Source organism: Paenibacillus sp. PK1-4R (assembly GCF_030369595.1).
Lineage (GTDB): Bacteria > Bacillota > Bacilli > Paenibacillales > Paenibacillaceae > Paenibacillus.
In genome coordinates this window covers 2,114,136-2,140,501 of the sequence record NZ_CP126535.1, presented here as the reverse complement: position 1 = coordinate 2,140,501, position 26,366 = coordinate 2,114,136, and the positions used below count along the sequence as shown (strand labels likewise).

Annotated in this window: 23 protein-coding genes; 7 read left to right on the top strand and 16 right to left on the bottom strand. The window is 46.3% G+C overall.

Annotation, left to right across the window (positions count from 1 at the left end):
- Positions 1–54: 54 nt before the first annotated feature.
- From QNO02_RS09375 to QNO02_RS09340, 8 genes are all read right to left on the bottom strand, one after another.
- A complete protein-coding gene (locus QNO02_RS09375) occupies positions 55–1,977 on the bottom strand; it encodes an alginate lyase family protein (protein ID WP_289391872.1) in 1,923 nt (640 codons plus the stop codon).
- On the bottom strand, positions 1,974–2,309 hold the full coding sequence (locus tag QNO02_RS09370) for a cupin domain-containing protein (RefSeq protein ID WP_091032567.1): 336 nt from the start codon (positions 2,307–2,309) through the stop codon (positions 1,974–1,976). Before QNO02_RS09370 ends, QNO02_RS09375 begins: the two co-directional genes overlap by 4 nt.
- A 68-nt stretch (positions 2,310–2,377) precedes the next feature.
- Positions 2,378–3,775 carry an ABC transporter substrate-binding protein gene (locus QNO02_RS09365; protein ID WP_289391871.1) on the bottom strand — a complete coding sequence of 466 codons (1,398 nt, stop codon included), beginning with the start codon at positions 3,773–3,775 and terminating at the stop codon, positions 2,378–2,380.
- Between the two features lie 133 nt (positions 3,776–3,908).
- Positions 3,909–5,513 carry a helix-turn-helix domain-containing protein gene (locus QNO02_RS09360; protein ID WP_289391870.1) on the bottom strand — a complete coding sequence of 535 codons (1,605 nt, stop codon included), beginning with the start codon at positions 5,511–5,513 and terminating at the stop codon, positions 3,909–3,911.
- 11 nt (positions 5,514–5,524) lie between these two features.
- The gene (locus tag QNO02_RS09355; protein WP_289391869.1) at positions 5,525–7,366 is read right to left on the bottom strand and encodes a sensor histidine kinase; all 1,842 of its coding nucleotides are present in this window, start codon (positions 7,364–7,366) and stop codon (positions 5,525–5,527) included.
- Positions 7,367–7,380: 14 nt separating this feature from the next.
- Entirely contained in the window at positions 7,381–8,250 is an 870-nt protein-coding gene (locus tag QNO02_RS09350; protein ID WP_091032578.1) for a carbohydrate ABC transporter permease, read from the bottom strand.
- 53 nt (positions 8,251–8,303) lie between these two features.
- Positions 8,304–9,194 (bottom strand): carbohydrate ABC transporter permease, encoded by an 891-nt coding sequence (locus tag QNO02_RS09345; RefSeq protein WP_289391868.1) that lies wholly within the window; start codon positions 9,192–9,194, stop codon positions 8,304–8,306.
- Between the two features lie 203 nt (positions 9,195–9,397).
- On the bottom strand, positions 9,398–10,084 hold the full coding sequence (locus tag QNO02_RS09340; RefSeq protein WP_047844222.1) for an HAD family hydrolase: 687 nt from the start codon (positions 10,082–10,084) through the stop codon (positions 9,398–9,400).
- Positions 10,085–10,379: 295 nt separating this feature from the next.
- Here QNO02_RS09340 and QNO02_RS09335 point away from each other — a divergent pair, with 295 nt between their 5' ends.
- The gene (locus QNO02_RS09335) at positions 10,380–12,098 is read left to right on the top strand and encodes a methyl-accepting chemotaxis protein (RefSeq protein ID WP_289391867.1); all 1,719 of its coding nucleotides are present in this window, start codon (positions 10,380–10,382) and stop codon (positions 12,096–12,098) included.
- Positions 12,099–12,277: 179 nt separating this feature from the next.
- Here QNO02_RS09335 and QNO02_RS09330 read toward each other — a convergent pair whose 3' ends face one another.
- A complete protein-coding gene (locus QNO02_RS09330) occupies positions 12,278–13,249 on the bottom strand; it encodes a Gfo/Idh/MocA family protein (protein WP_289391866.1) in 972 nt (323 codons plus the stop codon).
- A 414-nt stretch (positions 13,250–13,663) separates the two neighbouring features.
- Between QNO02_RS09330 and QNO02_RS09325 the strand changes: the two genes are divergently transcribed.
- The 4 genes from QNO02_RS09325 (at position 13,664) to QNO02_RS09310 (ending at position 17,261) form a co-directional block, all read left to right on the top strand.
- Positions 13,664–15,295, top strand: coding sequence for a thiamine pyrophosphate-binding protein (locus tag QNO02_RS09325; protein ID WP_091032586.1), 1,632 nt, complete (start codon positions 13,664–13,666; stop codon positions 15,293–15,295).
- Positions 15,296–15,307: 12 nt separating this feature from the next.
- Positions 15,308–15,676 carry a carboxymuconolactone decarboxylase family protein gene (locus QNO02_RS09320; RefSeq protein WP_091032589.1) on the top strand — a complete coding sequence of 123 codons (369 nt, stop codon included), beginning with the start codon at positions 15,308–15,310 and terminating at the stop codon, positions 15,674–15,676.
- A 187-nt stretch (positions 15,677–15,863) separates the two neighbouring features.
- Complete coding sequence (locus QNO02_RS09315; RefSeq protein WP_091032592.1) at positions 15,864–16,214, top strand: hypothetical protein; 351 nt, start codon at positions 15,864–15,866, stop codon at positions 16,212–16,214.
- 54 nt (positions 16,215–16,268) lie between these two features.
- Positions 16,269–17,261: a 3-oxoacyl-[acyl-carrier-protein] synthase III C-terminal domain-containing protein gene (locus QNO02_RS09310; protein WP_289391865.1), complete on the top strand. Its 993-nt coding sequence runs from the start codon at positions 16,269–16,271 to the stop codon at positions 17,259–17,261.
- A 191-nt stretch (positions 17,262–17,452) separates the two neighbouring features.
- On the opposite strand, the gene QNO02_RS09305 is transcribed toward QNO02_RS09310, so the two are convergent.
- The 7 genes from QNO02_RS09305 to QNO02_RS09275 all read right to left on the bottom strand — a co-directional run bounded on the left by QNO02_RS09305 (position 17,453) and on the right by QNO02_RS09275 (position 24,285).
- Entirely contained in the window at positions 17,453–18,022 is a 570-nt protein-coding gene (locus QNO02_RS09305) for a manganese catalase family protein (RefSeq protein WP_036669914.1), read from the bottom strand.
- A 98-nt stretch (positions 18,023–18,120) separates the two neighbouring features.
- A complete protein-coding gene (locus QNO02_RS09300; RefSeq protein WP_036669913.1) occupies positions 18,121–18,396 on the bottom strand; it encodes a spore coat protein CotJB in 276 nt (91 codons plus the stop codon).
- Entirely contained in the window at positions 18,386–18,625 is a 240-nt protein-coding gene (locus QNO02_RS09295) for a spore coat associated protein CotJA (RefSeq protein WP_017689526.1), read from the bottom strand. Before QNO02_RS09295 ends, QNO02_RS09300 begins: the two co-directional genes overlap by 11 nt.
- A gap of 278 nt (positions 18,626–18,903) precedes the next feature.
- On the bottom strand, positions 18,904–20,256 hold the full coding sequence (locus QNO02_RS09290; protein WP_091032598.1) for a hemolysin family protein: 1,353 nt from the start codon (positions 20,254–20,256) through the stop codon (positions 18,904–18,906).
- Between the two features lie 46 nt (positions 20,257–20,302).
- Complete coding sequence (yfkAB, locus tag QNO02_RS09285) at positions 20,303–21,439, bottom strand: radical SAM/CxCxxxxC motif protein YfkAB (protein ID WP_091032604.1); 1,137 nt, start codon at positions 21,437–21,439, stop codon at positions 20,303–20,305.
- A 220-nt stretch (positions 21,440–21,659) separates the two neighbouring features.
- Complete coding sequence (locus QNO02_RS09280; protein WP_091032607.1) at positions 21,660–22,781, bottom strand: HD-GYP domain-containing protein; 1,122 nt, start codon at positions 22,779–22,781, stop codon at positions 21,660–21,662.
- 73 nt (positions 22,782–22,854) lie between these two features.
- Positions 22,855–24,285, bottom strand: a complete 1,431-nt coding sequence (locus QNO02_RS09275; protein ID WP_289391864.1) for a bifunctional metallophosphatase/5'-nucleotidase — start codon at positions 24,283–24,285, stop codon at positions 22,855–22,857.
- Positions 24,286–24,405: 120 nt separating this feature from the next.
- Here QNO02_RS09275 and QNO02_RS09270 point away from each other — a divergent pair, with 120 nt between their 5' ends.
- Positions 24,406–25,152 carry a molybdenum cofactor biosynthesis protein gene (locus tag QNO02_RS09270; protein WP_289391863.1) on the top strand — a complete coding sequence of 249 codons (747 nt, stop codon included), beginning with the start codon at positions 24,406–24,408 and terminating at the stop codon, positions 25,150–25,152.
- Positions 25,153–25,275: 123 nt separating this feature from the next.
- The gene (locus QNO02_RS09265; RefSeq protein ID WP_091032616.1) at positions 25,276–26,325 is read left to right on the top strand and encodes an HD-GYP domain-containing protein; all 1,050 of its coding nucleotides are present in this window, start codon (positions 25,276–25,278) and stop codon (positions 26,323–26,325) included.
- The last annotated feature ends 41 nt before the right edge of the window (positions 26,326–26,366 follow it).

Below are 26,366 nucleotides of genomic sequence, written 5' to 3'. Positions count from 1 at the left end.
AAGCAGGAGTGTATGTTCGCCAAGTGCGAGCATCTGCTCCTGCTTCACTGTTTTTTATTTCTGTTCTTTCGTCCATTGCAGCGTGTCGTTGTCAATCACAATATACCCTTTTTCCTCACCTTGCACATAAGATAATGTCAATCTCATCAGATCAGGTTCTAATTGACATGTGGTAACACGTGTAACCTGGTCAATATGATCCGCAGGCAGGCACAACGTCAGAATACCCACTTTACCCGAGAAATCAGTCTTGCCCTGAATGACCGATGTTTCCGACTTGGAACCGTACACCTCAGATACCCAGCCGGGCTGCTCCGTCAACGCGAAGGCTCCCTTCCCGATGCCTGCCGTAACCCATTGCATCGTCAGCGTTATGGAAGATGCCTCATAGCTCATATCCGCCGTCATTTCTCCAGCTTCATTCATTCTCAACGCAATATCCGCTTGCGGATGCAAGTGAAAACGTTGCTCCAGCGTATGCTCTGCTTCTGCTTCCAGCCAATCCACAATTAATAGTATAGGGATCTCCACCCCTGCCAGCATCCACCGACTATGTGTAACTGGATCTGGCAAATGTGTATATCCATCCTGTGAAGCATCAATGAAGTGATAGCTGTCATTGCTCTCCCAACGTAGCGTTGTGGCCTGAGCCTCCGGTTCACCCCATTTCTGTGTGGAGAGATAAGGTGTCTGATCCAGACCATCCACCGTGACGGTATTGTGCGCCCGCGTACTTTTGAAATACCGCCGCCATTCCCCTTCTTCATACGTATAACGTCCGGTGTCCGTGAAGAAAAGCTGGTTCTTCCACATCCACTCCACATTCAGCGCATCCGCATGTCCGTGTGCTCCGCCCATGGCAGCCGCATCAAAAAAAAGATATTGATACTTGTCCCTCATGACATAATATCCTGTCTGCGGAAAAGCCCGACTCGGCAACGCCGGAGAAGAAGAAGCCTGTAATCTGAGGCATCGCTCATATTTCTCCACACCCAGCAACCAGAGACACTCCGAGCTATCTGTTCCGCGAGCCATCAAATCATCATCGTCCAGAATCGCTCCAAGCAGGGTCAGTCGTTGTCGTCCATCACCAACCCAATCCGAATCACCAATACCGGTAGACTGATGATCTGGTCGGATCAGCGCCTCGGTGAATGCAGCCATTTGGCGCAGACAGCGGGCATACCATGCCGAGAAAGGATGTCCTGATATCTCGCCCAACCGATAAGGCGTGCCAAACATTTCGATGCTGGCATTGTGGTAATGTGTTGTCAGTTCAACCTGTATTCCCTCTTCACCCAACTGATGCAGCAAACACAACTCAAGACGTTCCATCGCCACTTGACGCCAGTATGGACTTCGCGGATGCTGGTGGTAGAACGTAGCAATCATGAACAACCCTTGCATATGCATAATGGCATGATTGATTTCCGTGCTGCCGAGGTAACGGGTCAAAAACTCGGCGTGCTCGTTCAGACCTTGTCGAAACTCCGCTTGAAAGCCTTCGTCTATCAATGAACTTGCTTCCATATATTTATATGCCGATATCCAGGACTGCACACGTAGTCCCGTCTCCAGCAGGCGCCATGGACCGGGCTTTTGAAAGAACACGGCCTCGTCATAAACCGGATTTACAGGTACCGGGTTCTGTTGCCTCCAACTGCGAAAGTGGTCAATGAAAGCTGTCACATATAGTGGATTGCCCTTCATCAGATACGCCTTGCCCAGATCGAGCATATGCCAGTGTCGATTGATGCCCCATGTGAACTCCAGATCATTGGTCGGGTTGTGAAGCCAGTCCACAGGTGTCCCCATCGGAATCCAGCGATTCAGATCGTTGGTATAAGGAACGATAAATTCATTCAGGATGGCACGATTGGCTATCGTGAGCGAATTTCGGGCTTCTTCCGGAAAATGTTTTTCATAATATTGGGCAGCCCGTTGCAGATCCGTTGCCGAAAGGTAAAAATCGCTCATTGGGACGCCTCAAGGAAATCCTGACGGAACGGGGTAAAAACATCCAGAATGACGGAGTCCTCCAGTGCCTTGACCCCATGCGGGACGTTAAAACCGGCATAAAAGCTGTCCCCTGCTTTTAAGATGCGAGTTTCTTCACCGACCTGTACCTCAAAGCTGCCTTTGACGATATAGCTGACCTGCTCGTGCGCATCATGGGAGTGAACTTCTCCAATACCCCCTTTAGCAAAGGTAACCTCCACCATCATTAATGTACCGCCCATGCCCAAAATCTTGCGGGAACTCGTTTCGTTAATGATATGTGCATCGATAGACGCATGATTAATAATCATTTTGCTTTTCCCCTTTCCTTGTGAGTAAGCGACCGAAGTAGTTAAACCACGGCCGCTATGAACGTTTATTAGTCTTCTGTGGACAATTTGCCCTGAAGCTTGGAAGAATCAAACGATGGATCAGCAGTTATATTGGTCAGCCCTGCTGCTTTGGTTTTCTCCAGAGCTGCATTGTATCTCGTATCCAGATCCTTGATTACACTATCGAGATCACCACCCGTGAATACATAGATGGAGAATGCATCGCTCCATTTATTTCCTTCCAGTGAACTCTCGGTCACCACACTTGGATTTGCCGGGAAAATGGCATCATAACGTTTGGGCAGGAAACCTTCAATGCCCGGAATGCTTGGTTTTTTACCAGAGCTTAATACAGCAGGAATCAGTGAAATCCCATATCCTTTTTCGTAATACTCACTCTGAAGATCTGTGCTGTACACATACTCCATAAACTTCCATGCCGCTTCCTTGTTGGCAGAATCTGCATTGATGCCGATGTAGGAGCCCCCGATGACTTGCGAAGCGCCCTTGATCGTTCCATCATTTGTTGGCACAGGAGCCGCTGCCCATTTTTCTTTTGTAGGAAACTGATCTTTATATACCCCTGGTTCACCAGAGTGGTTAATGTACATTCCGATTTTACCTTGAGCAAACTGGGCTCTGAGCGGATCGATGTCCAGACTTTCAACACCTGGCAGCATGCTGCCATCCAGATTCATCTGACGAAGCGCCATTGCGATATCCTTGTACATCCCAAAATCAAATTGGCCAGTCTTGTAGTTGTAACCATCAATACCAACATTATTGCTTGCACCTGCAATCGTATTGGCTGCTCTCCAGAAACCGCTGCTGCTCTTGAACGGGCTGGCAAAACCATAGATGCCTTCACTTTTACCAACTTCGGTAATTTTTTTGGCATCCGCAACCATCTCAGCCAACGTTTTTGGCGGACTCTCGATCCCTGCCTTTTTGAAAATATCTTTGTTATACACAAGCCGCCAGACCTGCCCTGTATTGGGGAGGGAATATATTTTTCCATCAATTGTGTTTTTATTCTCAATCAAGCTGTCTTTAAACACGGCCTTCATCTCATCACTCATGTATCCATCGATCGGGGCGAGATACCCCTTCTGATAATACGTCTGAAAATCATTAACTTGCAGCACATCGGGTGCCTGCTTGCTGGCAAAAGCAATATCAACCGCCTGTGGATAGTTGTCCCCCATCACGGTCATCTCCACTTCAATATTGTCCTTGTTTGTCTGGTTGAACTCATCGATCTTGGATTTCATAAAATCAGCATCATGGCGGTCCGGTGTCCAATATATGATTTTGGTTTTCCCTCCGGCATTCTCCCCGCTGGTCCCCGATTCGCTATTTGCCGAAGTACCACTGTCAGCAGAACAACCTGCCAAACTTAGCGCCAGCAATGCACTTAGCGTAGTCACCATCCACTTTTTAACCATTGATATGCCCCCTTATGCTTGTCTGGACAACCCGTTTGGTTATCCGTTAACGTAATGATAATCGCTACGCTTTCATGGAGGTGAGGGACATTCTGACTTTGCATGGTGGGAAAAATGACGTTCCGTATCGGTTTCAATTCTCATACATTTGTCGGAAGCAGGTTGGCGTCATGCCGCAATATTTCTTGAACAAACCGCTGAAATAAGGCCTGTCCTCATAACCCAGCCTCTGGCAGATCTCTTGCACCTGTACACCTGCAACTAGCAATTCTTTGGCCTTTTCCATCCTCATCTTAGTAATATATTGAATCGGCGTTATGCCGGTTTCCTTTTTGAAGGCATTGGCAAAGTAACTCGGACTTAAATGTACGGATTGGGCACAGGCATGCAGCGTCAGATTCTCTGCAAGATTCAGACTGATATATTCCTGGGCTTTGCTAATCGCCTGTTTGACATCGGTGAGTCGTTTTTTGTCCATAATCTCGCAACCCATACTGCTAAAATGTTTGATATATCCCCTCCAGCCCTCAAACGTCAAGGAGCGCATCGCCTCAAGCACTGTCAGGTCGGCCTCCAGACGCAAGCGTTCCTCTGCTGTAATCTCATCACAAAAGGCACGGTAGATGGCAAAAGCCAGTCCAGACAGCAAACGAATCATCGTGAGCGGCTCGGGAAAACCTTCGGAGACCTGCCATTCTTCGAGAATTTCATCAATGATGCGGTGACAGGTGCTCTCATTACCACATTTGAGTGCGTAAAAAAGCTCTTTCTCCTTCTCCAAAGGATATACTGGAGCCACACAGGCCTGTTTTTCCAGTTCAGTATACTGGAGGATGCAATTTCCTTCTCTGTAAAAACGATAGGATATCGCCTGATCTGCATGTGCGTAGGACGTCCAGATTTCCTGTGGTCTGCGGGCAATCGTACCAACACCAATCGAGACTGTTTTTTTGCTGAATCGCTCCACATTTTGGCGGCATTGCTCCAGTAGCTCAGAGACGTCGATCTGGCTTGGTGTGTTAAATATGGCTGCAAGCCGGTATCGGTTTTCCCGTAAAACAACGCCTTTGGTATAGCGGTTTAAGGTTTCTCCCACAATATTTTGGACCGCAAAAGGAACGATTTCGGCATCCAGATGCATCGTGTATCCATATCGCGTATAACCATCCACCTCGATGACCATGACGAGAAGATTGGATGAATCGAGATCAATGTGCAGCTCGTTCCAGCGACTTTCATTCAGGTAGCCCCCGATTTCATGACGCAACAAGCCCAGGAGATAGCTGTGACGCTCGTACTGGCTGCTACTCTCCACCTTCTGCTCCAACTGTTCCAACTGTTTGCACTGTGCCTGCTCTTCCGTAATCACCTGTCTTACCTTCAACACCGCACCTAGTATTTCTTCAGGGGTAAACGGTTTGAGCAAATAATCGGATGCACCAAGCTTGATGGCCTCCTGTGCATATTGAAAATCAGAATAACCACTGATGAAAATAAATTTGGCTCGCAGTCCGGCATCCAATGCCCGCTTCATTAGTTCCAGCCCGCTCAGCTTGGGCATCCTGATATCACTAATCACGATGTCGGGTTGCTGCTCCAGCAACAAGGACCAACCGCGCTCTCCATTGCCCGCCGTGCCTACAATCCGAACCTGATGATCCTCCCACGGAATAGTTGAAGATATGCCCTTTACAACTGCCTGGATATCATCCATAACACACATCGTCAATTGGCCCATACTGCCCCTCCTCAGGTGATCGGAATCGTGATAACAACCGTTGTTCCCACATCTGTACTGCTATGAAATACAATTGAGGCCACATCCCCGTAGTGCAGGCTTAATCTGCCATGGAGATTGGATAGGGCATAACCTTTGCGTCCCCCGTCAGGAACATCCTCAGCATAGATGCCGGCTACATCCATACCACATCCATTGTCAGCCACCTCCAGCCGTAGTGTGTCACCCTGACGATCAATGCGGATCAGGATAACGCCCAAATCTTCTTTGTCATTGAATCCATGCAGGATGGAATTCTCGACCAAGGGCTGAAGTAATATTTTTAAAATATCAACAGCGTAACAAGAGGGGTCCCCCACCTCAATCCGATAAACGAACAGATCCTCGTAACATTTTTGCTGAAGCTGCATGTATTGTTCGACATGTTTGATCTCCTGCTCCACACTGGTGATGTCTTTACCATCATTCAGGCCCAGACGGAATAATAAGGATAAGGAGACGATCATCTCACTTACATCCTTCTTCTCTCCGCTCTCACTTTTCCAGAACATCGTATTAAGCGTATTGTAGAGGAAATGAGGATCAACCTGCGCCTGAAGCGCCTTGACTTCAAACCGCCGTTTATCTTGCTCCGTTGTCCGTACTTCTTCAAACAGAATCTGAATCTGGTCCAACATCCGGTTGAAACGATGCCCTACAGCGCTGACTTCATCGTCATACTTGCTGCGAAACCGTACATCCAGATCATTAGACTCCACCTCAACCATCAAGCGTCGCAGTTTGTTCAGTGGCTTCAGCAGAGCGGAGGCCAGCAGCCTGGACAACCCGAGTGCAAGCAAAATGCAAAACAACATGATCAGGATGATCAGCCAGCGTATCTTTTGGAGGGGGGACAACAAGTCAGCCTTGGACTGTACACTTACCATGACCCAATCCTCGTTCATCGACAATGCCGAATAGTTAACAAGCATGTCCTCCCCCTGATCGTTCCTGTAGGTGAAATCCCCAGCATCGTCACGGCTAAACTGTTGTGTAAAGTCAGGCTCCATAATGAAATCGTAATTTCGGGACCTGGGCCGAATGACTTCATTTCCGTTTTTGTTCAGCAAAAACAGTTGAATCTGGTTATTCATGAGATCCTGCGTCAGAATGTCTCGCATCGCCTCTTCCTTCATATTGACGACCATATATACATTCGAATAGGTATGATTATCGATCACAATAGGTTTGAGCAACAGAGATAACATATTTCCCTTGGATTGGAACAATTCACTCTGATGTGAACCAAACCACATCGTATTCCAGCCCTGCAGCTTCACGTAGCGTCCGTATTCCCTGTCGAACGAGTTGTTCCGATTCGGAAAATCTTTGGTCGAGAAAAAATCACCGATGGGTGTTGTCAGATATGCCGTATCAATCAGTGGCTCTACGAGCTTCAATTGAGCAAACGATGTTTGCAGCAGCGAGAGATTCTGATAATAATGAGATGTGTTATTTTTTCCCACGTCCTTCATGACCTGGGTGAACGTTTCATTGAGCATAAAAGAAAAAGAGGATACAACAATGTGCCTCAGATGTTCATCCATAACCTGCACTGATTTGTTCAGAATGCTTTGTTTCAGTTCAAGTGCATTCTGCTCAATGCTTCGTGCAGCAAAGAGATAAGAGCATATCCCGGTCACACTGATGCATAAGACAACGAGAAAAATGTACAGCAGCTGTATTCTTTTTTTCAGGGACATTTTATAAAAGTCGAATATCATCGGCGTTCGCTCCTTGAACACGGCTTGGCCCGTCCGCTGTGAATTAAAATGAGTATAGCACAGTGGAATAACCCGTAAAACCGTTTCCATGATTGTGCTCACGCCTATCCTTTCACAGCTCCCAAGGTCACTTGCATGAATGATTTGTTGGCAAAAATATAAACGATGAGCAGCGGCAAAATGGACAGACAGGCTCCGGCCATCATCAGTTGGACCTCAGCTGCAGCTCCGATGCCATATCGCAGATTAGCCAGCCCAACCGGCAAAGTCTGCAAGTCCGGATTGCTCATGGTGAACACAAAAGGAAGAATATATTCATTCCATGAACTCTGGAATACACCCAGACCTGCAACGGCGAGTCCGGGCCGCAGGAGCGGAAGAATAATGCGCCAGTATGTGGTGAAGAAATTACAGCCATCAATCATCGCCGCCTCATCCAGTTCGCGCGGGATGCTCTTGAAGAAACCAATGAGAATAAAGTATGTGGCAGCGTGTGCGCTGATCAGTATAATAATAACGCCCCACAACGTGGTATTCAGCCCCAGCTTGACCATGAGGTCAAATTGCGGACGCAGCACAACTGCGCCTATGGAAATAAACAGAGTAGATGCCATGAGCAGGGTGTACCCCTTTTTCCCTTTGAAATTCACTCGATCCACAGCGTAGGCTGACATCGAAGCTACCAGCAACGTGCCAACTGTTGTACTGATGCTAACAAACACGCTATTAATCGTAAAACCCGAAAAATTGGCGGTTCGCCAAGCCTGAGCATAGTTGGAGAACTGCCAAATCTTCGGCCAGATCGTAGCTCCTCCGGTCAATTCCTGGTTCGTTTTGAAGGAACCGAGCAATACAAGTATGATGGGGAACAGCGACAGCAGAGCGATTGCGATCAAAAACAGCCAAAGTACTGTTCGTTTGGTCCAGCGAATGAGTTGGGGAGACCCTGAGGGCGCAAGTACTTTTTGAGTCATCATCGTTTCCTCCTGATTAATTTTATACGTGTTCAAAAAGTCTGTTTTTCAGTTTAATAGACATCATTGAGCTTTTTGGATATCCGGAAATAAATGAGCGTCACAGCCCCTACGATGAGAGCCGTTGTAAAACCGACTGCACTGCCATAACCGAGCTGCTGGAGTGATTGTGTTTCAGCCGACACGGGAAACAACAGTTTGAACAAATACAGATACATCACCTCTGTTTTGCCATATGGCCCCCCTTCGGTCAGCACCATAATACTCTCGTAACCTTTCAGCGCCGTGGTAATTGCCAGCATGATGATCATCTGCAAGACAGGACCCAGCAACGGAATCGTTACATTCCGCAGTTTCTGAAACTCACTTGCTCCATCCAGCGATGCCGCCTCATAAAGCTCTTCAGGAATGCTCTGAAGACCCGCAATGAACAACAACATATAGTTGCCCACAGCCCCCCAGATGGCGATGATGATGGTTGTTAACATGGCATGTTCAGCCCCCAGCCAGCTAATGGATTCGGAGATCACATGATACTTAAGCAGCAATTGGTTCAATATTCCGTTATAGGAGTTGAAAATAATAAAAAATACAATCGCCATGACCGAAGCGCTGAAAATAGTGGGAAGATAATAGATCGCCCTAAAGAGGGATCGACCTCTCCATTTACGATTCAGAATAATCGCCAGAGTTAACGACAGTGGAATCGTAACGACGAGTTTGCCCAGGGCATACACACCCGTGTTGCCTACAGAATCCCAGAATTGCCCGTCACGCAAAATGCGTCCAAAATTGTCAAGCCCAATAAAGACAGGCGTCCCGATGCCTTGATAATCATAGAACATGTAACGCAGCGCCCATAACAGAGGATAGATCCCGAATACAACAGTTAAAAAAAGACTTGGAAAGATGAACATATAGGCATGTATTTTGGATGGTTTCACCAGAATCGGACCCCCTATAGCTTTTGAATGAAGTATAGAGGGAATATGAAGGAAAGCGGGATAGGGAAATCAACTTTCTACAGGGGAGAATGTGACTGCATGACCAAATAAAAAAACCTGTATTCAACGGATTTCCGTTGAATACAGGTTCATATCATGTGGTTCATAATCTTAAATCTCAGTATACGTATGCAGCGTAAAGGCTACTCTGCTTCATCATACAGACGCAGCAGTTCTGTAAAATCAGAGATGAGCACATCTGAGCCCGCAAGCTCCTCATCACGACCGAACCCGGCATAAGCACAGCCGATGACCGCCTGACCGTTCATTTTACCAGCTTCCACGTCAGAAGAGCGATCCCCTACCATCCATGCGTCCTGAATACGATGTTTCTCAAGCAGGATCTGCACCAGATTAATTTTGGAAGGAGTCTTGTACTGGCCTGCACTGTATACCCCTTCAAAGAAAGGCATGATCTCGTGTGCAAACGCCACACCCTTCACATAGTCCTCCAGCCCGTTACTTGCGACAAAAAGACGCACTCCTTGTTGTTTTAAGGCTTGCAGCGTTTCTTTCACACCCGGATACAATTGAGAACTTCCTTGATCAAGCCCCTCAATCTCCAGTTGAAGCAGCAGTTCGTCTGCACGGCGATGTGCCGCTTCCGATGCCTCAGGCATAACCACTTTCCATATATCTTCGAGCAACATGCCCAAACTTCCCAGCATCCGTTCCTCGGGTGGAGTTTCTCCTTCAAAGTGCCCTTCGGCACGCAATGTATCAAATAGTTGCTGGTATGCTGGCAACAACAGGGTCTCTGTCTGGAACAGCGTACCATCCATGTCAAAAATCATCGCTTCCGGTTTGAGCAATACCTTCTCTTTATTCATGTCCAATGTTCCTTTCGGATTGGGATATTGTATATGTAATTGGAATCGTTCCCTTCCCATGATAAACATAACGTTTCAACGTGTAAACCAACGATTGTAAAACATCATCATCCCCAACCTTATACAGCATTAATCAAACGTTATATTGTAGTTAAACAAACTATATACAAAAGAAGTTTCTTTACGTATAATACTAAAAAAATAGTGCTTTAGACACCTAATCTAAAGACCTATAATTATCACATTTCCGGTTTTTTCGACAACTACATATACCCCATAGAGAGGAATAACAAACATGAAAAAGCGTAAGACCTTTAAGATTTTTTATAAGATCGGATTAGGATATTTACTCGTACTGGCTGTACTGGCTGGTTGCATCCTGCTGATTCAGAACAGCACAAGTCAGCTCCAACGGGAACTGGATTTTCTGGTCGATCACGATATGAGGGTACACGCCCTCACCTATGAACTCGAAAGAAACATGGTAGATATGGAAACAGGTCAACGTGGTTACATCATCACGGGTCAGGACAATTATCTCGATCCCTACACCCAAGGAAAAGAGCAACTTATTACACTAAGAGATGAACTTGCTGCTTTAATTTCGGATAATCCGGCTCAACTTGCACTTTTGGAAGACATACATACTAATATGGAGAACTGGGTCCAAGTCGCTGGTGAACCTATGGTCGCCCTTCGCCAAGCCAATAATACGCAGGCCATTCGAGATTTTTTCGCAGATGATCCAGGTAAAAGAGACATGGACCAGATTCGGACTGCTCTCGATACGTTTCGAACCAACGAGCATACGTTAACCGATAACCGCACAGAAGCACTGAAGCAAAAAAACACACTACTAAACCTGGAACTGTATGGCGCACTTATCGTTGTGGCCATTATCTCGTTCATTACTGCATTGGTCCTGTCACGTGCCATTGTTAGAAACATTCGTACCGTAAAACAGGCATTAAATGACATCGGTTCTTCCAATGGTGACCTGACACTGAGAATCGCTACGCCAATGAAAGACGAAACTCGTGAACTTGCGGAGGCAGCCAATACAATGCTCACTGGTTTGCAGCAAATGATGCTGGACGTTCAGAGCAATGCCATGATTCTGAGCACAGCTTCGGATCGATTGGATAAAGGGGTTGCCGATAGCCATCTTGCAGGAAAAGAAGTTGCCACTGCCATGGAACGCGTCGCTGAAGGCGCTGATGAACAGGTTGCTCTTACGCAAACCATGGTAGCTGCGATGCAGCAATCCCTAAATGGCCTTAATCGTGTCGCCTCCTCGGCAAGTGACGTGGCAGGCCGTGCAGTTCGTACCGAATCCATTGCCGTGGATGGGCAACAGCGCATTGATAATGCTGTAGGTAAAATGAGTTCCATTGAGCAATCCTTCCTCTCTGTACAGGGAGCCATTAATGAAATTTCGAAGATGTCTGATCAAGTGATCAACATTGCAGATTCAATGTCGGGTATTGCAAGACAAACCAATCTGCTTGCACTTAACGCCGGAATTGAAGCTGCCCGCGCTGGGGAAAATGGACGCGGCTTCGCTGTCGTTGCCGCGGAAATCCGTAATCTTGCAGACCAAAGTGCAACATCAGCCAAAGAGATTACAAGTATATTGGAAACCGTGGTAACAGGTGTTCAAAGTACGGTGCAGGTGGTTGATGAGAGCACGCTACATGTGAATGAAGGATTGCGGACCATTGAGGATGCAGGTAATGCTTTTTCAACCATTACTCAGCATATTCATAACCTTAGTGGTGAAATTATGGAGGTATCTGCTGTTGTCGAAGAGTTAACTTCCGGTAGTGAGGCTGTGATGAAGTCCATCAATGAAGTATCGGCTGTTGTGGAGGATACTGCATCAGCCACGGAAGAAGTATCTGCGATGACGGAGGAACAGCTTGCTTCTCTGCAGGAAATGTCTGACACGTCCAAGCAGTTGAATGAAATGTCCGATGCACTTGATCAGCTGGTTAAGCGATTCAAGCTGGCTTGAACTGAATCAACATACCGATAGAATGTCTATATAGCTCTATCATGAGCATATATCAAAGGAAAGAAGCATCGCAGACAGACTCACCCGAGCCTCTGCGATGCTTCTTTGTGTTAAGGAGAGCTGAATCAGGAAAAGGTGCACCGGGCACCTCATATGAAAAAACCTAAGCACTCCTTTTCTTATCTCGATTGTTCCGTGTTCCGTAGCGCTTCAAGTATCAATTGTGCCTGATACCCATCGTTAAAATCATATATCTTAGCTGGTTTGCCTTGTATACGGGCAATGACATGTTTAAGAACCGGCAATTCACTGGCGGATTCAAGCACTTCTACTCGAGACAGTGGCTGTCCCACCATACCCGTCTTCAATTCCTCCCAATTTTCCAAGGCAATTGTACCTTCCGTGCCGTATACCACCATGGATACACGTTCTTCTCCTGCAAATTGAGAGATGCCGTTTAGCTGAATTCGAGTCCCGTCTTCCAGTTCCAGCGCAGCCTGTACTTCATGCTCACATTCTCCATTCTCAGGATATTGGACCTGGGTACTCACTACCCGGATGGGACCAAACACCTTTTGAATCATATGAATCCAGTGAATTCCCACTTCAAGAATAAATCCACCCTGTTCCCGGCTCGTAATCCATGCATTCTGTTGCCATGATCGTGGCCACTGCGGGAATTGCAGAATCAGATCCATTTTGCGAATGGCCCCCACAGTACCCTGCTCAATCATCTCTTGCAACTTCAGCACAGAAGGTTCATGCGGCATCGAGAAATGGATGGCATGAACAACGCCCGCCTGCTCTGCTGCATCCAGCATCTTTTTGGCTTCTTCTACACTATTGGCAAGCGGTTTCTCGCAGAATACATGAATTTTGCGCTCCAGCGCTTCCATGACAACCGGATAATGAAATTTCGGCGGAACTGCAATATACAACAGATCAATCTGATGTTCATTCATCAATTGCTTGTAATCCGTATACGTCCTAACTCCCCGATGAGAAGCTGCAAAAGACGCCAAACCGTCCTCATTCGCATCACACACCGCTACAATCTCAATCTTTGTATCCATCTTCGTATTCTCGATTAGATGAACCATATGTAGTCCCATTTTACCCAGCCCAATCAGAGCCATCTTGATGATTGTCATTCCATCCCCTCCCAATTCCTTTCCAGTATAGCAGAAAGCAAAGAAATGCGAATGCGATGATGCGTTGATACGAAAAAAGATAAATCTCAAGCTTTCAAGTCGCTATTTGTGGCTGAAATTCATCATTTACAGTCATCATTTTACATTATTTGTAACTTTGTTGCGATTGGGTAATTCGTTGCAGGGATATATAACCAATTATTTTTACTTTATCCAGCAACACTTAAAGCGTTACCAACTTAAGAATCAGGAATTTAGACTCACAAAAACAGGTTGACAAAAAACCACAAAAAAAGATACTCTTCCTAATAACAATGAATATTTCCTCTTACAACCTTAGACAGTAACTTGCATTCAACAAATGGAATATGCGTATGGTTCTAATAACCTATTTCATGAAGCGAGGTGTCCCGCATGAGAACAGTTGCGGACTATTTGGCAGAAACTCTGCGTAATCTAGGCGTTACTCATGTCTTTGGTATTATTGGTAAATCCATCTGTCCTGCTGTACTGAAAATGGTGGATTACGGATTAGAGTTCATTCCAGGCCGTCATGAATCCAGCTCAGGTTTTGCCGCATCCGGTTATGCATTACAGACGGGTAAACTCGGCGTTGCCTTTGCCACATCCGGTCCAGGCGGAACCAATCTGCTTACTGCAGCAGCCCATGCAAAGGCCAACAATCTGCCGGTACTGTTTATTACGGGCCATCAATCCATTCAGGAACTGGGGCTACCCCAGTGCCAGGATTCCTCTTCCTATCTGGCTGATCTGGCTGAGATGTTCAGGCCTGCTACGCTATTCAGCAAACTGGTTGAGCGTGGAGATCACTTCGGCACACTGCTGAATCATGCCCTTTCCATTGCACTCGGCCCTAATAAAGGCCCTGTTCACCTCTGTATTCCTTTTGACGTACAGACCGAGTTGTTATCCCAATGCCGGATTGTCATTCCCGAACCGGAACCTCTTCTTAGCGTATCTAATCTGAATCGCATTCTTCCTCTCATTGAGCAATCCAACCGTCCCTTAATTATTGCTGGTAAAGGTGTAAGTCGCGCCAGAGCCCATGATGAATTGCTTCATTTGGCCGAATCGTTCAACATTCCCGTCATTACTACTCCTGGTGGAAAAGGAGCGATTGCGTGGGACCATCCCCTATACCATGGACCTTGTGGTGTTGGAGGTTTCCCGCATGCAGACGACATCCTGAACCAAAGTGACCTTTATATCGTACTCGGTTCACGTCTAAGTGATATGACCCTCTGCAATCTGAAGCCTGAACATCATCCGGTACACCTCATCCAATTTGACGCTGATCCTACGTTTGTAGGCAAGATTCTGAGCGCTCAAACCTTACATATCACCGGTGATTTGAAGGACAACCTGCAATATTTGCTGGGCACATTAGAAGACCTCCCTACTCCTGAGAGAACCACGACACCCATGGATTACACTGTCCCATTACCAGATCTGCCCCGCCTGTCTCTGGCTTCTGTGCTGGACGGGATGAGCGAACTTCTTCCTTACGATCATAAGCTGTTTGTTGATGATGGCAGCCATGGATTTCATGCGGTCCAGCGATATAAAGTCAAAAAACCAGGCAGCTTTGTGTTTGACGCGTACTTTGCCTGCATGGGTAACGCCATTGGTATGGCGATAGGTGCAAAGGCCGCTTCACCTGAAGAGACCGTTGTATGTATCACCGGGGATGGATGTTTCATGATGCTGGGGACGGAGATCAATACCGCGGTATGCAACAATCTGAATGTCATCTTCATTGTCGTTAATAACAAACAACTGGACATGGCACTCAAAGGAATGGAAAAAACAACAGGCAGAATTGATGGCACATTATATGAAGTTCCTATGGATGCAGCCAAATTCGCCGAATCTCTCGGTGCGGTTGCGTTTCGAGCAGAAACCCTTGCTGAATTCTCATCTGCGCTGAACACAGCCCAGACGTTAAATCAGGTAACTGTTATTGAGCTTCTGACCGATCGAGATGAAATCCCACCCACGGCTCACCGCACCGTAACTTTAAATTAGGAGGAGTAGATCATGAGTGAACATGTAGCTCAGGGACTAGACCGTTTCGCAAAACTTTCTGGTGAGTACGGCGCAAGAGCCCTTGCACCCATCAAAGAACATTTTCCCGAATTGTCGGAATTTATTATGGGGACGGCATACGGGGATATTTTTCAGCGCACCACGATTACGGATCAATGGAAGGAAGTTGCTATCATCTCTTCGTTGATCACCCAAGGACAGTATGAACAATTAGGGGTACATTACACGATGGCTCTGAGCGTGGGAGTGACGGTGGATCAGCTCAAGGGAATATTGCTACATCTGGCACCCTGTGTGGGTGCTCCACGCATCATTAGTGCATTCAATATTTTGCTTGCTACCTTGGAAGAAATACAGTAATTCACTTTTCTACATTTTTATACATGATTCGACTTTTTTATTGATCTTTTTACATTCCTACCTTTATAATATGGTTAAATTATCCTTCGAACCAGCTCTCATCTTAGAAGCTTTCAACAGAGGTCCTATGGGGCTGTGTATCCATTAGCAGGATAGCCTTAACTCATTTAAAGGAGAGAGATCAAACATGGGAAATTTCATTCTTAAGACTGACGTTCCGAACAAGGTGTTAAACATTGAACTGGAGGGTTCTTTCTCTCAAGAAGACGGTTTGCGTTCCATCTCGGCATATCAGGATACGATCGCTCCTCTTAACACCAAGGAGTATGACCTGAACATCGATTGCAAAAAGTTGAATGTTACTGCTCCGGAGATTGTTCCTCTTCTGGAAGGCTGCCTTCAAATGTTCAAAAAAGATGAATATAAAAAAGTCGTGTTGACCCTCGAGAACAACGCGATTCTAAAAATGCAATTGTCCCGGCTCGGCCGGTCAGTCGGTCTGGACAATCTCGAAATCATATCTACCGTTACCACTTAATAAACCAGGCGGACAAGCTGTGAATTCAACCTTCCGCTCAAGAGGAGAATGAAGATGGCCGGAATTCGTATTGTAGATATCGATATCTATCATCCTGCAACCAAGGTGCACAATGATTTTTATATTGAACATTTTGACGCAAGAGGTGTAGATATTCGCGGATTGTTACAGGCACTTGGTCGTGATACACGTTATAAAATTGACAACGATGACGAAAACTCACTAAGCATGGCCTTTGAGGCAGCCAGTAACCTACTGGAGAAAACCGGACTCACCGGTGCAGATATTGATCTGATTGCTTATGCAAGCCAAACGCCGGAATACATCTTTCCTACGAATTCCTTGATGATTCATCGCCTGATTAACGGAGCTTCTCACACGATCTGTATTGACAGTAACGCGAACTGTGCAGGCATGACCGCTGCTTTCGAACAGGTTAGCCGGCAGATGCTGGGCAATCCTCGAATTCGCCGGGCATTAATCATCGGCTCGGATTACGTAGCTCCTCACGCCAGTCCCGATGATCCCGTATACTTCGCCAATTTCGGTGATGCAGCAGCGGCGGTTATTGTAGAGCGGGATGAACATGCTGTCGGTTTCATTGATTCCATCTATCAGACGGATACCTGTGTGTATGGTAATTCTCTTTTTCCTGCAGAAGGCTTGGCGAAATTGGGCAAAACAGGTGTGGATGCAGGTGCCTTTCATGTGAAATTCATCCCATTTGATGATTCGATCTGTGTGGACGCCGCTTCGGAGTCCATTCGTACCTTGCTGACACGCAACGAGATTGGACCAGACGAGATCAGAGCCGCCTGCTTCTCTCAGCTATCCATTAGTAACATTCGGGCTGTATCCGAGAACATCGGCATTGGTGACGATATTGCCGTCTATATCGGAGATGAGTTCGGATATACCTCAACCAGCAGTCCGTTCATCGCATTACATCGAGCGATTACAACTGGTCAGATTCAGCGTGGTGACAAAGTGTTGTTCTGGACCGTTGGAGCTGGATGGCAAAATGTTGCCATGGTGGTTGAATATTAGGCCATAATTCACCAAAATAATAACCAGGACGATCCCTTTTATTTTAAATTCAAAAAGGATCGTCTTTTTATTTGAAAGCAACCCTCAATACACCACGTACACTGCTTCGGGCTTTATTAACTCATAGCAATTAACTCAAAGCAAAAAGCAGCCCTATCGGACTGCCAGACTTCTGCTTTTATACCAAACGTTCAGAAAATCTTCTTTGTCTCCCGATCGTCTTTCAGGATCTCTACAGCCTCCCGGAAGCGCAAGGAATGAACGATCTCGCGTTCCCTTAGAAACTTCAGACTATCCTGCAGATCCACGTCATCGGTCAGGTCGATCAACCATTGATATGTAGCCCGGGCTTTCTCTTCTGCTGCAATGTCCTCGTACAGATCCGCAATTGGATCACCCTTTGCAGCAATGTAGGCAGCTGTAAAGGGTACACCGGAGGAATTGGTATAAAACAAGGCAGAATCGCGTTGAGCATAGTTCGGCCCAAGTCCCGCTTCTTCCAGTTGATCCACTGATGCGTCCTTGGTCAACTTGTAGATCATGGTGGCAATCATCTCCAGATGAGAAAATTCCTCTGTAGCAATATCCGTCAGCAGACCGATAATCTTGTCTGGAATTGTATAACGCTGATTCAGATATCGAAGGGCAGCGGCCAACTCCCCATCTGCACCGCCATATTGTTCCATCAGCAATTTCGCCATACGAGGATCACATTTACTAACCCTTACGGGATATTGCAGTTTTTTCTCATACACCCACATGTAAGACGCCTCCCTCTACGTTATCAAAATACAGCTCTTCTTCTAACCCTCGGGCTTCCTGTCCCTAAAGTCCTGCAAGGAAGCCTGAGGCTGATGTGTCACACTTGCCATGGCCAGGGCGTCTGAGACCATTCCCACGGATACTTGGAGAAGGCATGACCAAAGTTCATCAGGGGTCCATACAATTGTTGAAACTCCTGCGCCACCCGCGTACGTTCTTGCGTGAATTTGTTATATTGCTCTATGCTTTGATAATCCCCAGGATGGGTGTCCAGGTACAGATTCAACTCCACTAATACAAAATCCAGAGCCTGAAGCTCCTCCAGCAGCTCATAGTATTGGGTATCGCACGCTTTTGCTCCTTCAGGTTCCATCCACATCCACCTTCCTTCCCTTCGATCTTGCTGGTGTATAAGGGCTGTATAATGCAGGCCATAACGTCCCCACTCTTAATGCTTCTGCCGGACTGTACTGTGGCCAGCCCATAGGCTGAAATGGAATAAATAATTGCGGAGGTACCAGATACGTCCGAATCTCTACTGGCGGACAAGGATCAAACGGCCCCACAAAAGGGGCGTAAGCACGAAGTTGCGGATCTTTCACAGAACAACGCCTCCTATAATACATCATTGGTGCAACTGAATATTACTGAGGTCCTTCCAGTTTCCCGTCTATATAACCATATGACGCTGTCCCCAAAGTTAATCCGAAATTCGTTTCAACTATGTGCAGAATTTCTCCAAATTCTTCTTTAAAATAAAAAAAGACCTTCGGTTCGTTCCCCTTTCAGGTAACTTCCAAAGGTCTTATATCCTGGCAGATTTTCATAATCTGCGTCATTTCATACTTTTGCTCGTCTTATCTTGCTCCTGCAACGAGTTCTATTCTGCTGGATTTTCTTCCGAATTCATGTCTTGAGGAACAGATTGCTTGTACACTCGAACCCGAGTAATTCGCAAACGAGTGGACTCTTCCACTTCAAAGACGTATCCATTCAGCTCCCGAGTTTTGCCCTTGGCTGGAGTACCTCCAAGCTCTTTAAACAACCATCCGCCAATGGTATCCACTTCTTCATCCTCAATGATGGCTCCGGTCCACTTATGAACTTCTTCAATAAGCGAACGACCATCAATGGAAAAGGAATCTCCACTGCGTTCCATATGCGGACGCTCATCCTCAAACTCGTCATACAAGTCTCCAACGATCTCTTCCAGAATTTCTTCCGCAGTCAGCAATCCAGCTGTGCCGCCATATTCATCCACAACCAGCGTCATCTGAGAATGTTTCTTCTGCATGAGACGCAGCACATGGCTGATTTCCATGGATTCAGGAACGTTTAAGATTGGACGAACAAGTGAAGCCAGATCATGTTGTTGCTCCGGTTTAGCCAGCAACAGATCGGTGATGTGTATAAATCCAATGATCTCATCCTTGTCTTCTACTGCTACGGGATACCGGGAATGTTTGGTTGCATTAATGATCTCCAGGTTCTCTTCCAAAGACATATGCGTGTACAGACAATCCATGTCTGTACGTGGCAACATCACTTCACGTGCCAGCATATCAGAGAAATCAAAGATGTTGTCCATCAGTTTGATCTCATCTTTATCGATGACACCACTTTTGGCACTCTGCTTCATCAAAATTCGAAGTTCATCTTCCGAGTGAGCTTCTCCTTCACTGGCAGGTTCGATACCCGCCAGACGCAGCAATGCATTAGCCGATACATTCAGTACCCAGATGAACGGGAAGAAGATTTTGTAGAACAACAGCAAGGGCGCAGATAAAAACAATGCCACTCCGTCTGTTTTTTGAATTGCCAACGATTTAGGCGCAAGCTCACCCAGCACAATATGCAGAAACGTAATGATACAGAAACCGATAATGACCGACACGGTCGAAATAAGCCCTGTATCTCCTACACCGAGCTTAAACATGAGAGGCTCAACGAGCAATTCAGAGATGGCTGGTTCTCCCAGCCACCCGAGTCCAAGCGATGTCAATGTAATCCCGAACTGAGTTGCCGATAGATAGGAATCCAGTTTACTATTCACCTTCAGTGCATAACCAGCCAAACGGTTTCCTTCACTCTGCAATTGAGTTAAGCGCGTTTGCCTTACTTTAACAAGGGAAAATTCCGCTGCGACAAATACGCCATTCAAAAATACGAGCAAAAAGACACAGACCAGATTAAATACCAGCTGTCCAAGATGAAATTCGGTATGAATATCCAAGTTGAAACTCCCCTTTTCTATCTATTTCAGGAATACACCTGGAATATCAACGTGTGATTGCCTTTCTCGATTTGAAATCCACACCCTTGTAATACATATCTGCCACTAGCAGGTTTGGTCCGCAACAGGATGCAATATCGCAATGGCAATTGACCGTTTGATTCAACGGATGTTCAGCTGACCATTCATGGAACACATCATCCAGTTTACGATCACGAATGTTGCCAAATGCCGGGATGTCTGCAAAATCCGTCACATACACATTACCCGTGAACATGTTGACATTAACGCGGTTGCGTCCGTCCGGATCGTTACGTACCGTCACATTGGGTTCGCTGTATAAACGGTTGATCAGTTCCCGATCCTGCTCTGCTGCACTGCACGCGAAGAATGGCAGGGTACCGAAGAGCATCCACATATCCTTGTCACGCACATCAAGCAAACGATGAATGGCTGCTCTCATATGGTCCAGTGATAACACAGGCAACGACGAAGCAAAGTTCGAATTATACATCGGATGCACTTCATGACGGACACAGCCCATCTCACGAATTAATTGGTGAATACCATCCAGCTTGTCGTGCGTACGGAAGTTAATCATCGATTCCGCAGAGATAAACATGCCTGCCTCACTCAGTTTGCGTGAATTTTCAATCATTTTCTCATACATCTTTACCGCTACTTCACGTTTCACAGGTCTGCCACTATTCGCAAATCCAACTTGATGGAAATCGTCAGCATTCAGATAGTTGAATGAGATATGCATAACATCCAGATAAGGTAAAAGTTGCTCATACCGGCTGATATCCAGCGTTAAATTCGAATTGATCTGGGAACGAATTCCACGTTCCTTGGCATATTTGAGCAGCGGGATAATCATCTCATCCACTGTTTTCTGGCTAAAGCTTGGCTCGCCACCCGTCAGACTAATCGTCTGCAGATGCTCCACTTCATCCAATCGTTTCAGCATCAGAGGGAGCGGAAGAGCCGGCGCCTCACGCATCGTAAGCATATCTCCCACGGCACAATGCTCACACCTCATATTGCATAGATGTGTCACGGTCATTTCTACACTGGTCAGCACATGGCGTCCATATGTACGCAGAGAGCCGATCGGATCCCACGGATCATTCGTTGGCGATAAAGGCATCGGTTGTACCGATCCTGAGTTTAGCATGGTCATTGTTCTTCACCTTATTCCTTTTATTAACCTAAAAAGTTTTATTTACATCATACCTTGTGTTTCTCTTTTTGGAGTTATCTTTTATCATAGCACAATTTTGAATGCTCCGGCATACGCAGACCCTGTCCATTACATGACAAAAAACGCTCAGGCAACTCTGGACCGAATTACGAAACGGCCCGGATATTACGACATGAGCGCTAATCAACTTTCAATTAGTTCAGCTTTCCACCTGTTCACTTTGAGCCGCTGAAAGTGTATCCTCCACACCCTCTACACCTGTGATCATCACAGACAGAGCTGTCAGCAGGTTAATTTCATAAGGCGAAGATAAAGTCTGACCGTCCGCATCTTTTAGAACACGGATAAGTGGACGTTGAGGAACACGTGAATGAATTGATGCAACTACCCCGACCTCTCCCGTACTGAGCTTGACTGAAATACCTACTGGGTATATCGCGACACAATCCCTGAACTTTTCCAGCATCCGTTGTTCATAGAGGGTTCCTGAACCTGTATACAACACCTCTACTGCCTGATGTGGCAGCAAGGCTTGCTTGTACACCCGATTCGTTGTCATGGCATCATACGAATCAGCAAGCGCAATCCATTTGGCATATTCATGAATTTCCTTGTCTTTCAAACCAAAAGGGTATCCACTGCCATCAATTCGTTCATGGTGCTGCAATGCACAATGCGCGGATAGAAGCGGTATACCTGGTTCATCTTTGAGAATACGGTGTCCATATGTAGTGTGCTGCTGAATGATTTTGAATTCCTCGTCACTCAATCTGGAGGGTTTATGCAAAATTTCTGGTGCAATCTGTGTTTTGCCGATATCATGCAACAAAGCGCCCAGACCAATCTCCATTAATTGCTGGCGTGTGTAACCCGAAGCGACACCAAGAACCAGCGTGTACACACATACATTCAGAGAATGGTTATACAGGTCAAAATCGCTGGAGTTCATGTCCATCAGCATAATCATGGCTTCCTTCTGACTGCCGATGTCTTCCAGAATCGCATTCATCACACCACTAAGCGCTTTACCGAAATGAGGAATCTGATTTTTGGTTTTCAGCCCTGACATACTCTGAAATTGCTGTTTGATCTCGACCAGTGCCTTCCTCCTGGTCTCTTCCTGCAACATTTCAGGAACGATGATGTCCTCTGTCGCAGCATCTTTAATATACACATAACCGACTCCGAGATCCTTAAGGCGTCCAATCAATCGACTGGTTAGCTCTACATCCTCACTAAGTAATACAAGGCCTTCTTCACTATAAATACGTTTCCCCAGCTTCATGCCAGGCTGCAATAAGTTTATATGTACTAAACGCACAGCCTATCCTCTCCCGCTCCGTAGATGTAATTACCACTAGCCGCCGCTTCAGCAGAAGGCAAGTACTTTAAATTTAGCTTTGATGCCAGCGGGCTCGCAGGCTGTCGTCCAGAGCCCCTGGTCGTTTTATTTCCGTTTCCAGCAAATCGCGTATGAATTCCGGAAGATGATAGAGCGTACGGGTTCCATGAGCAAGAGGAGGATACCCCACATTGAACGTAAACATGTCCAGTGTCCCAACGATATACTCACATTGTTCGTCCATAGGCTCACCATTAATGGATATGGTCTGGATCTTCTCATAGGCTGGCGCATGTGGATTGTATTGAACTTCCATTCCGTCCATACATAACGTGCCTAGTATATGACCACGAAAACCAAATCCCACAATGGGCTTACCTGAAAACTCGTCCAACAAGGACTGCTCAAGTGCTTCACGAATATGACTTCCACTCAAGCATATTGTACAAGCATTTATAGGAGATGGACATAGGGAATGCAACATTCCTTTTGTAATATTACCTTGTGGAAGATCTCCCAGAAGCTGACCTGCATTCACCAGAGACAGCTGTGCCCCCGTGAAATGACGAACAGCTTGTGCAAGCAAGGTTGCAAACGGGGATTCCCGGTCATACGCGATGGGCAGCACCCGATCCGTTATCACTGCCGTCTGATTGAGTGTCCTTTCGGCTTCCGTACGATTCGTAGCGATTGCCAGCGCGACCTGATCATCCAGTAATATACTCTTGGCAGCCATACAACCGCTACTTACCAGTTGGAGAGGTTTTCCCACGCTTGTTCGTTCCAGAACCACTTTCCCAAGCCATTGGCCAAATTTCCCAGCTGCACCCAGCACGGTCTGACCAATCACTAATGGTTCTTCGAGAACATGATGGGTATGTCCACCGAGAATAACATCAATTCCAGTAATCTGCTCCGCCAGTCTCCGATCTGTCGAAAGTCCCAGATGCGAAAGAACAACCACCACATCCACTTCATCACGTAATGCTTCCACTTGAGCTCTTAGTGACTCCACAGGGTCCAGAACATCCCACCCGAGCAGTTCGTAAAACGTGGTAAAAGGGGCAGTTGCCCCCAGCAGACCAACGCGAAATGGACCTTTCTCCACAATCAGAGAAGGTTTCATCCACACTGGTGGAAGTCCAGTATCTTGCTCCACAACATTGCCGCATACCACAGGACACAGAAGTCCAGCGTAGGACTGCGAGAGCTGATCTGGCGTAAAGGTTAGTCCTTCGTTGTTACCGATTGTAATGGCATCGTAGCCCGTCAGGTTAATAACATCAACATTAGCCGTACCCAGTGTTCCTTCTGTTTCAACGGCCATCCGGTCCATATGATCGCCGATATCCAATACAAGGAAGTTGCCACCTTGGTCACGTTCCTCATTGATCATAGCGGCGATGGTGCTCATGGAGCCGAAGTGGCTATGGATGTCATTGGTGTGTAGAATCGTTAACGTTTGCTTCTCCCTGGTGCTCATCACACCGCCTCCCCTGCTCTTCAATAAACGTTCATTCTTCTAATGGATAAGCATAACATTTTCCGCGTCGTTATGATATATTTAAAGGGTTTAGAGATCAAAAAGAGGTGAGTCATATCTATGAAATTGACAATTCAACTATTTGCAGGCATTGCAGAACGTTTAAATACATCCCTCCTGGAGTTTGAGTACATTGGAGACCTTCCAACCTCTGCCAATTTAAAAGAAAAACTGAGTCTGGCCTACCCAGAGGCAGCTTCTCAGATAAGGACATCCTTTTTGGCAGTTAACCAGCAGTACGCTCCTGCCGATACTATACTTAGCTCAGAAGATGAACTTGCGTTGATCCCTCCCGTCTCTGGAGGCGATGGTACGGATATATCCGATGAGAAGCATCGCTCTACCTTTCCAGAGCATCGGACTGAAGATGGCTTATTTCTGATTACAGAGTCCACCTTGTCCGTGGAAGCAACAACGGCGCTAGTGATTACCCCGAATCACGGGGCAGCTCTTACTTTTGTAGGTACGACTCGTGAAATGACTGGTGAACAACGCACCGTTCATCTTGAATACGAGGCCTATGTGCCGATGGCTCTTTCTCAGATGGCAGCCATTGGTGTGGAAATCTCCGATCGCTGGCCTGGTGTGTTATGTGCAATCAGTCACCGAATTGGCAAAGTGGATGTGGCAGAGATTAGTGTAGTCATTGCCGTTTCCTCGCCTCATCGCAACGACTGTTATGATGCAAGCCGTTACGCCATAGAGAGACTCAAACAGACCGTTCCGATCTGGAAAAAGGAAATTTGGGAAGATGGATCTGAATGGAAGGGACATCAATTAGGACCATGGAACCCCATGGAGAACTAAATAATGAGCCTTTACACCTTTTAGACAGAGTGGGTTAATAGTAAATAAGTCGTTGTCAACCCATTTTTTTCTTGTTATTATAATTATATGTGTCGATATTAGTCGAGAAAAGGTGGTTTATACGTGAGAGTGCATGTTACTGATCTTAAACCGGGTGACCTGTTAAAAAATGATGTATACAACAGTTCGGGTCTCCACATGCTGATGAAAGGTTCCACCCTCAGTGAAGATGACCTATCCAAACTGTTGCAACATGGAATCGAGTACGCAGATGTAGAACACACAACATCCGACCTACACTCTGATGCACAAACCTTACCTTCCGATCAAACCCGTCTGTTAACTAACTTGTTTAACGATACGATCAAAGGTACTGAATCTCTATTTCAACAAGCGATGGAGAAGGGTTTTATTGATGAGACACAGGTCGACGAGATTTTGTTCACCCTAACAGAACAGTTGGAAAAACAAAAAGATGTTGTCTCCTTGTTGCTTATGCTGGACGGGGATAGCGATTATACGTACAACCATTCATTGCAAGTCGGAATGCTCGCTTTTTATATCGCCGGCTGGATGGGTTACAACCCCGAGGAATGTCTAACGGTAGCCAAAGCAGGATATCTTCATGATATCGGCAAGTCCAAGATTCCTTCTGAAATGTTACATAAACCTGGTAAATTGACCACGGAAGAATTTGACGAAATGAAGAAACACACATTCTATGGGTACGATATCATTAAAGAATCCACGCAGGATGAAATTCTGGCAACGGTTGCACTTCAGCATCATGAGCGCGAGGATGGAAGTGGTTATCCTCATGGACTGCGAGGAGACGAGATCCACCCATATGCCCGTATAACTGCTGTAGCAGACGTTTACAGCGCCATGACGACGAATCGGGTGTACCAGACCAAACAGGAACTGATCTCTGTTCTATGTGAACTGTACAGCCTCAGCTTTGGTCAGTTAAATGCTGAAGCAACGCAGGAACTGATCAAGCACATGCTGCCTAATTTTATCGGTAAAAGGGTTCTGCTCACCACGGGTCAGACGGGACTCATTGTCATGAATAATCCTGCGGATTATTTCCGACCACTCGTTCAGACCTCTACGGCCTTTATCGATTTAGCGAAAGAAAGAGATATTGCTATCGTTGAGATCTATGTACAGTAACTGTTCATTGTACACAGCATGTATACGAAGAACTCCATAGT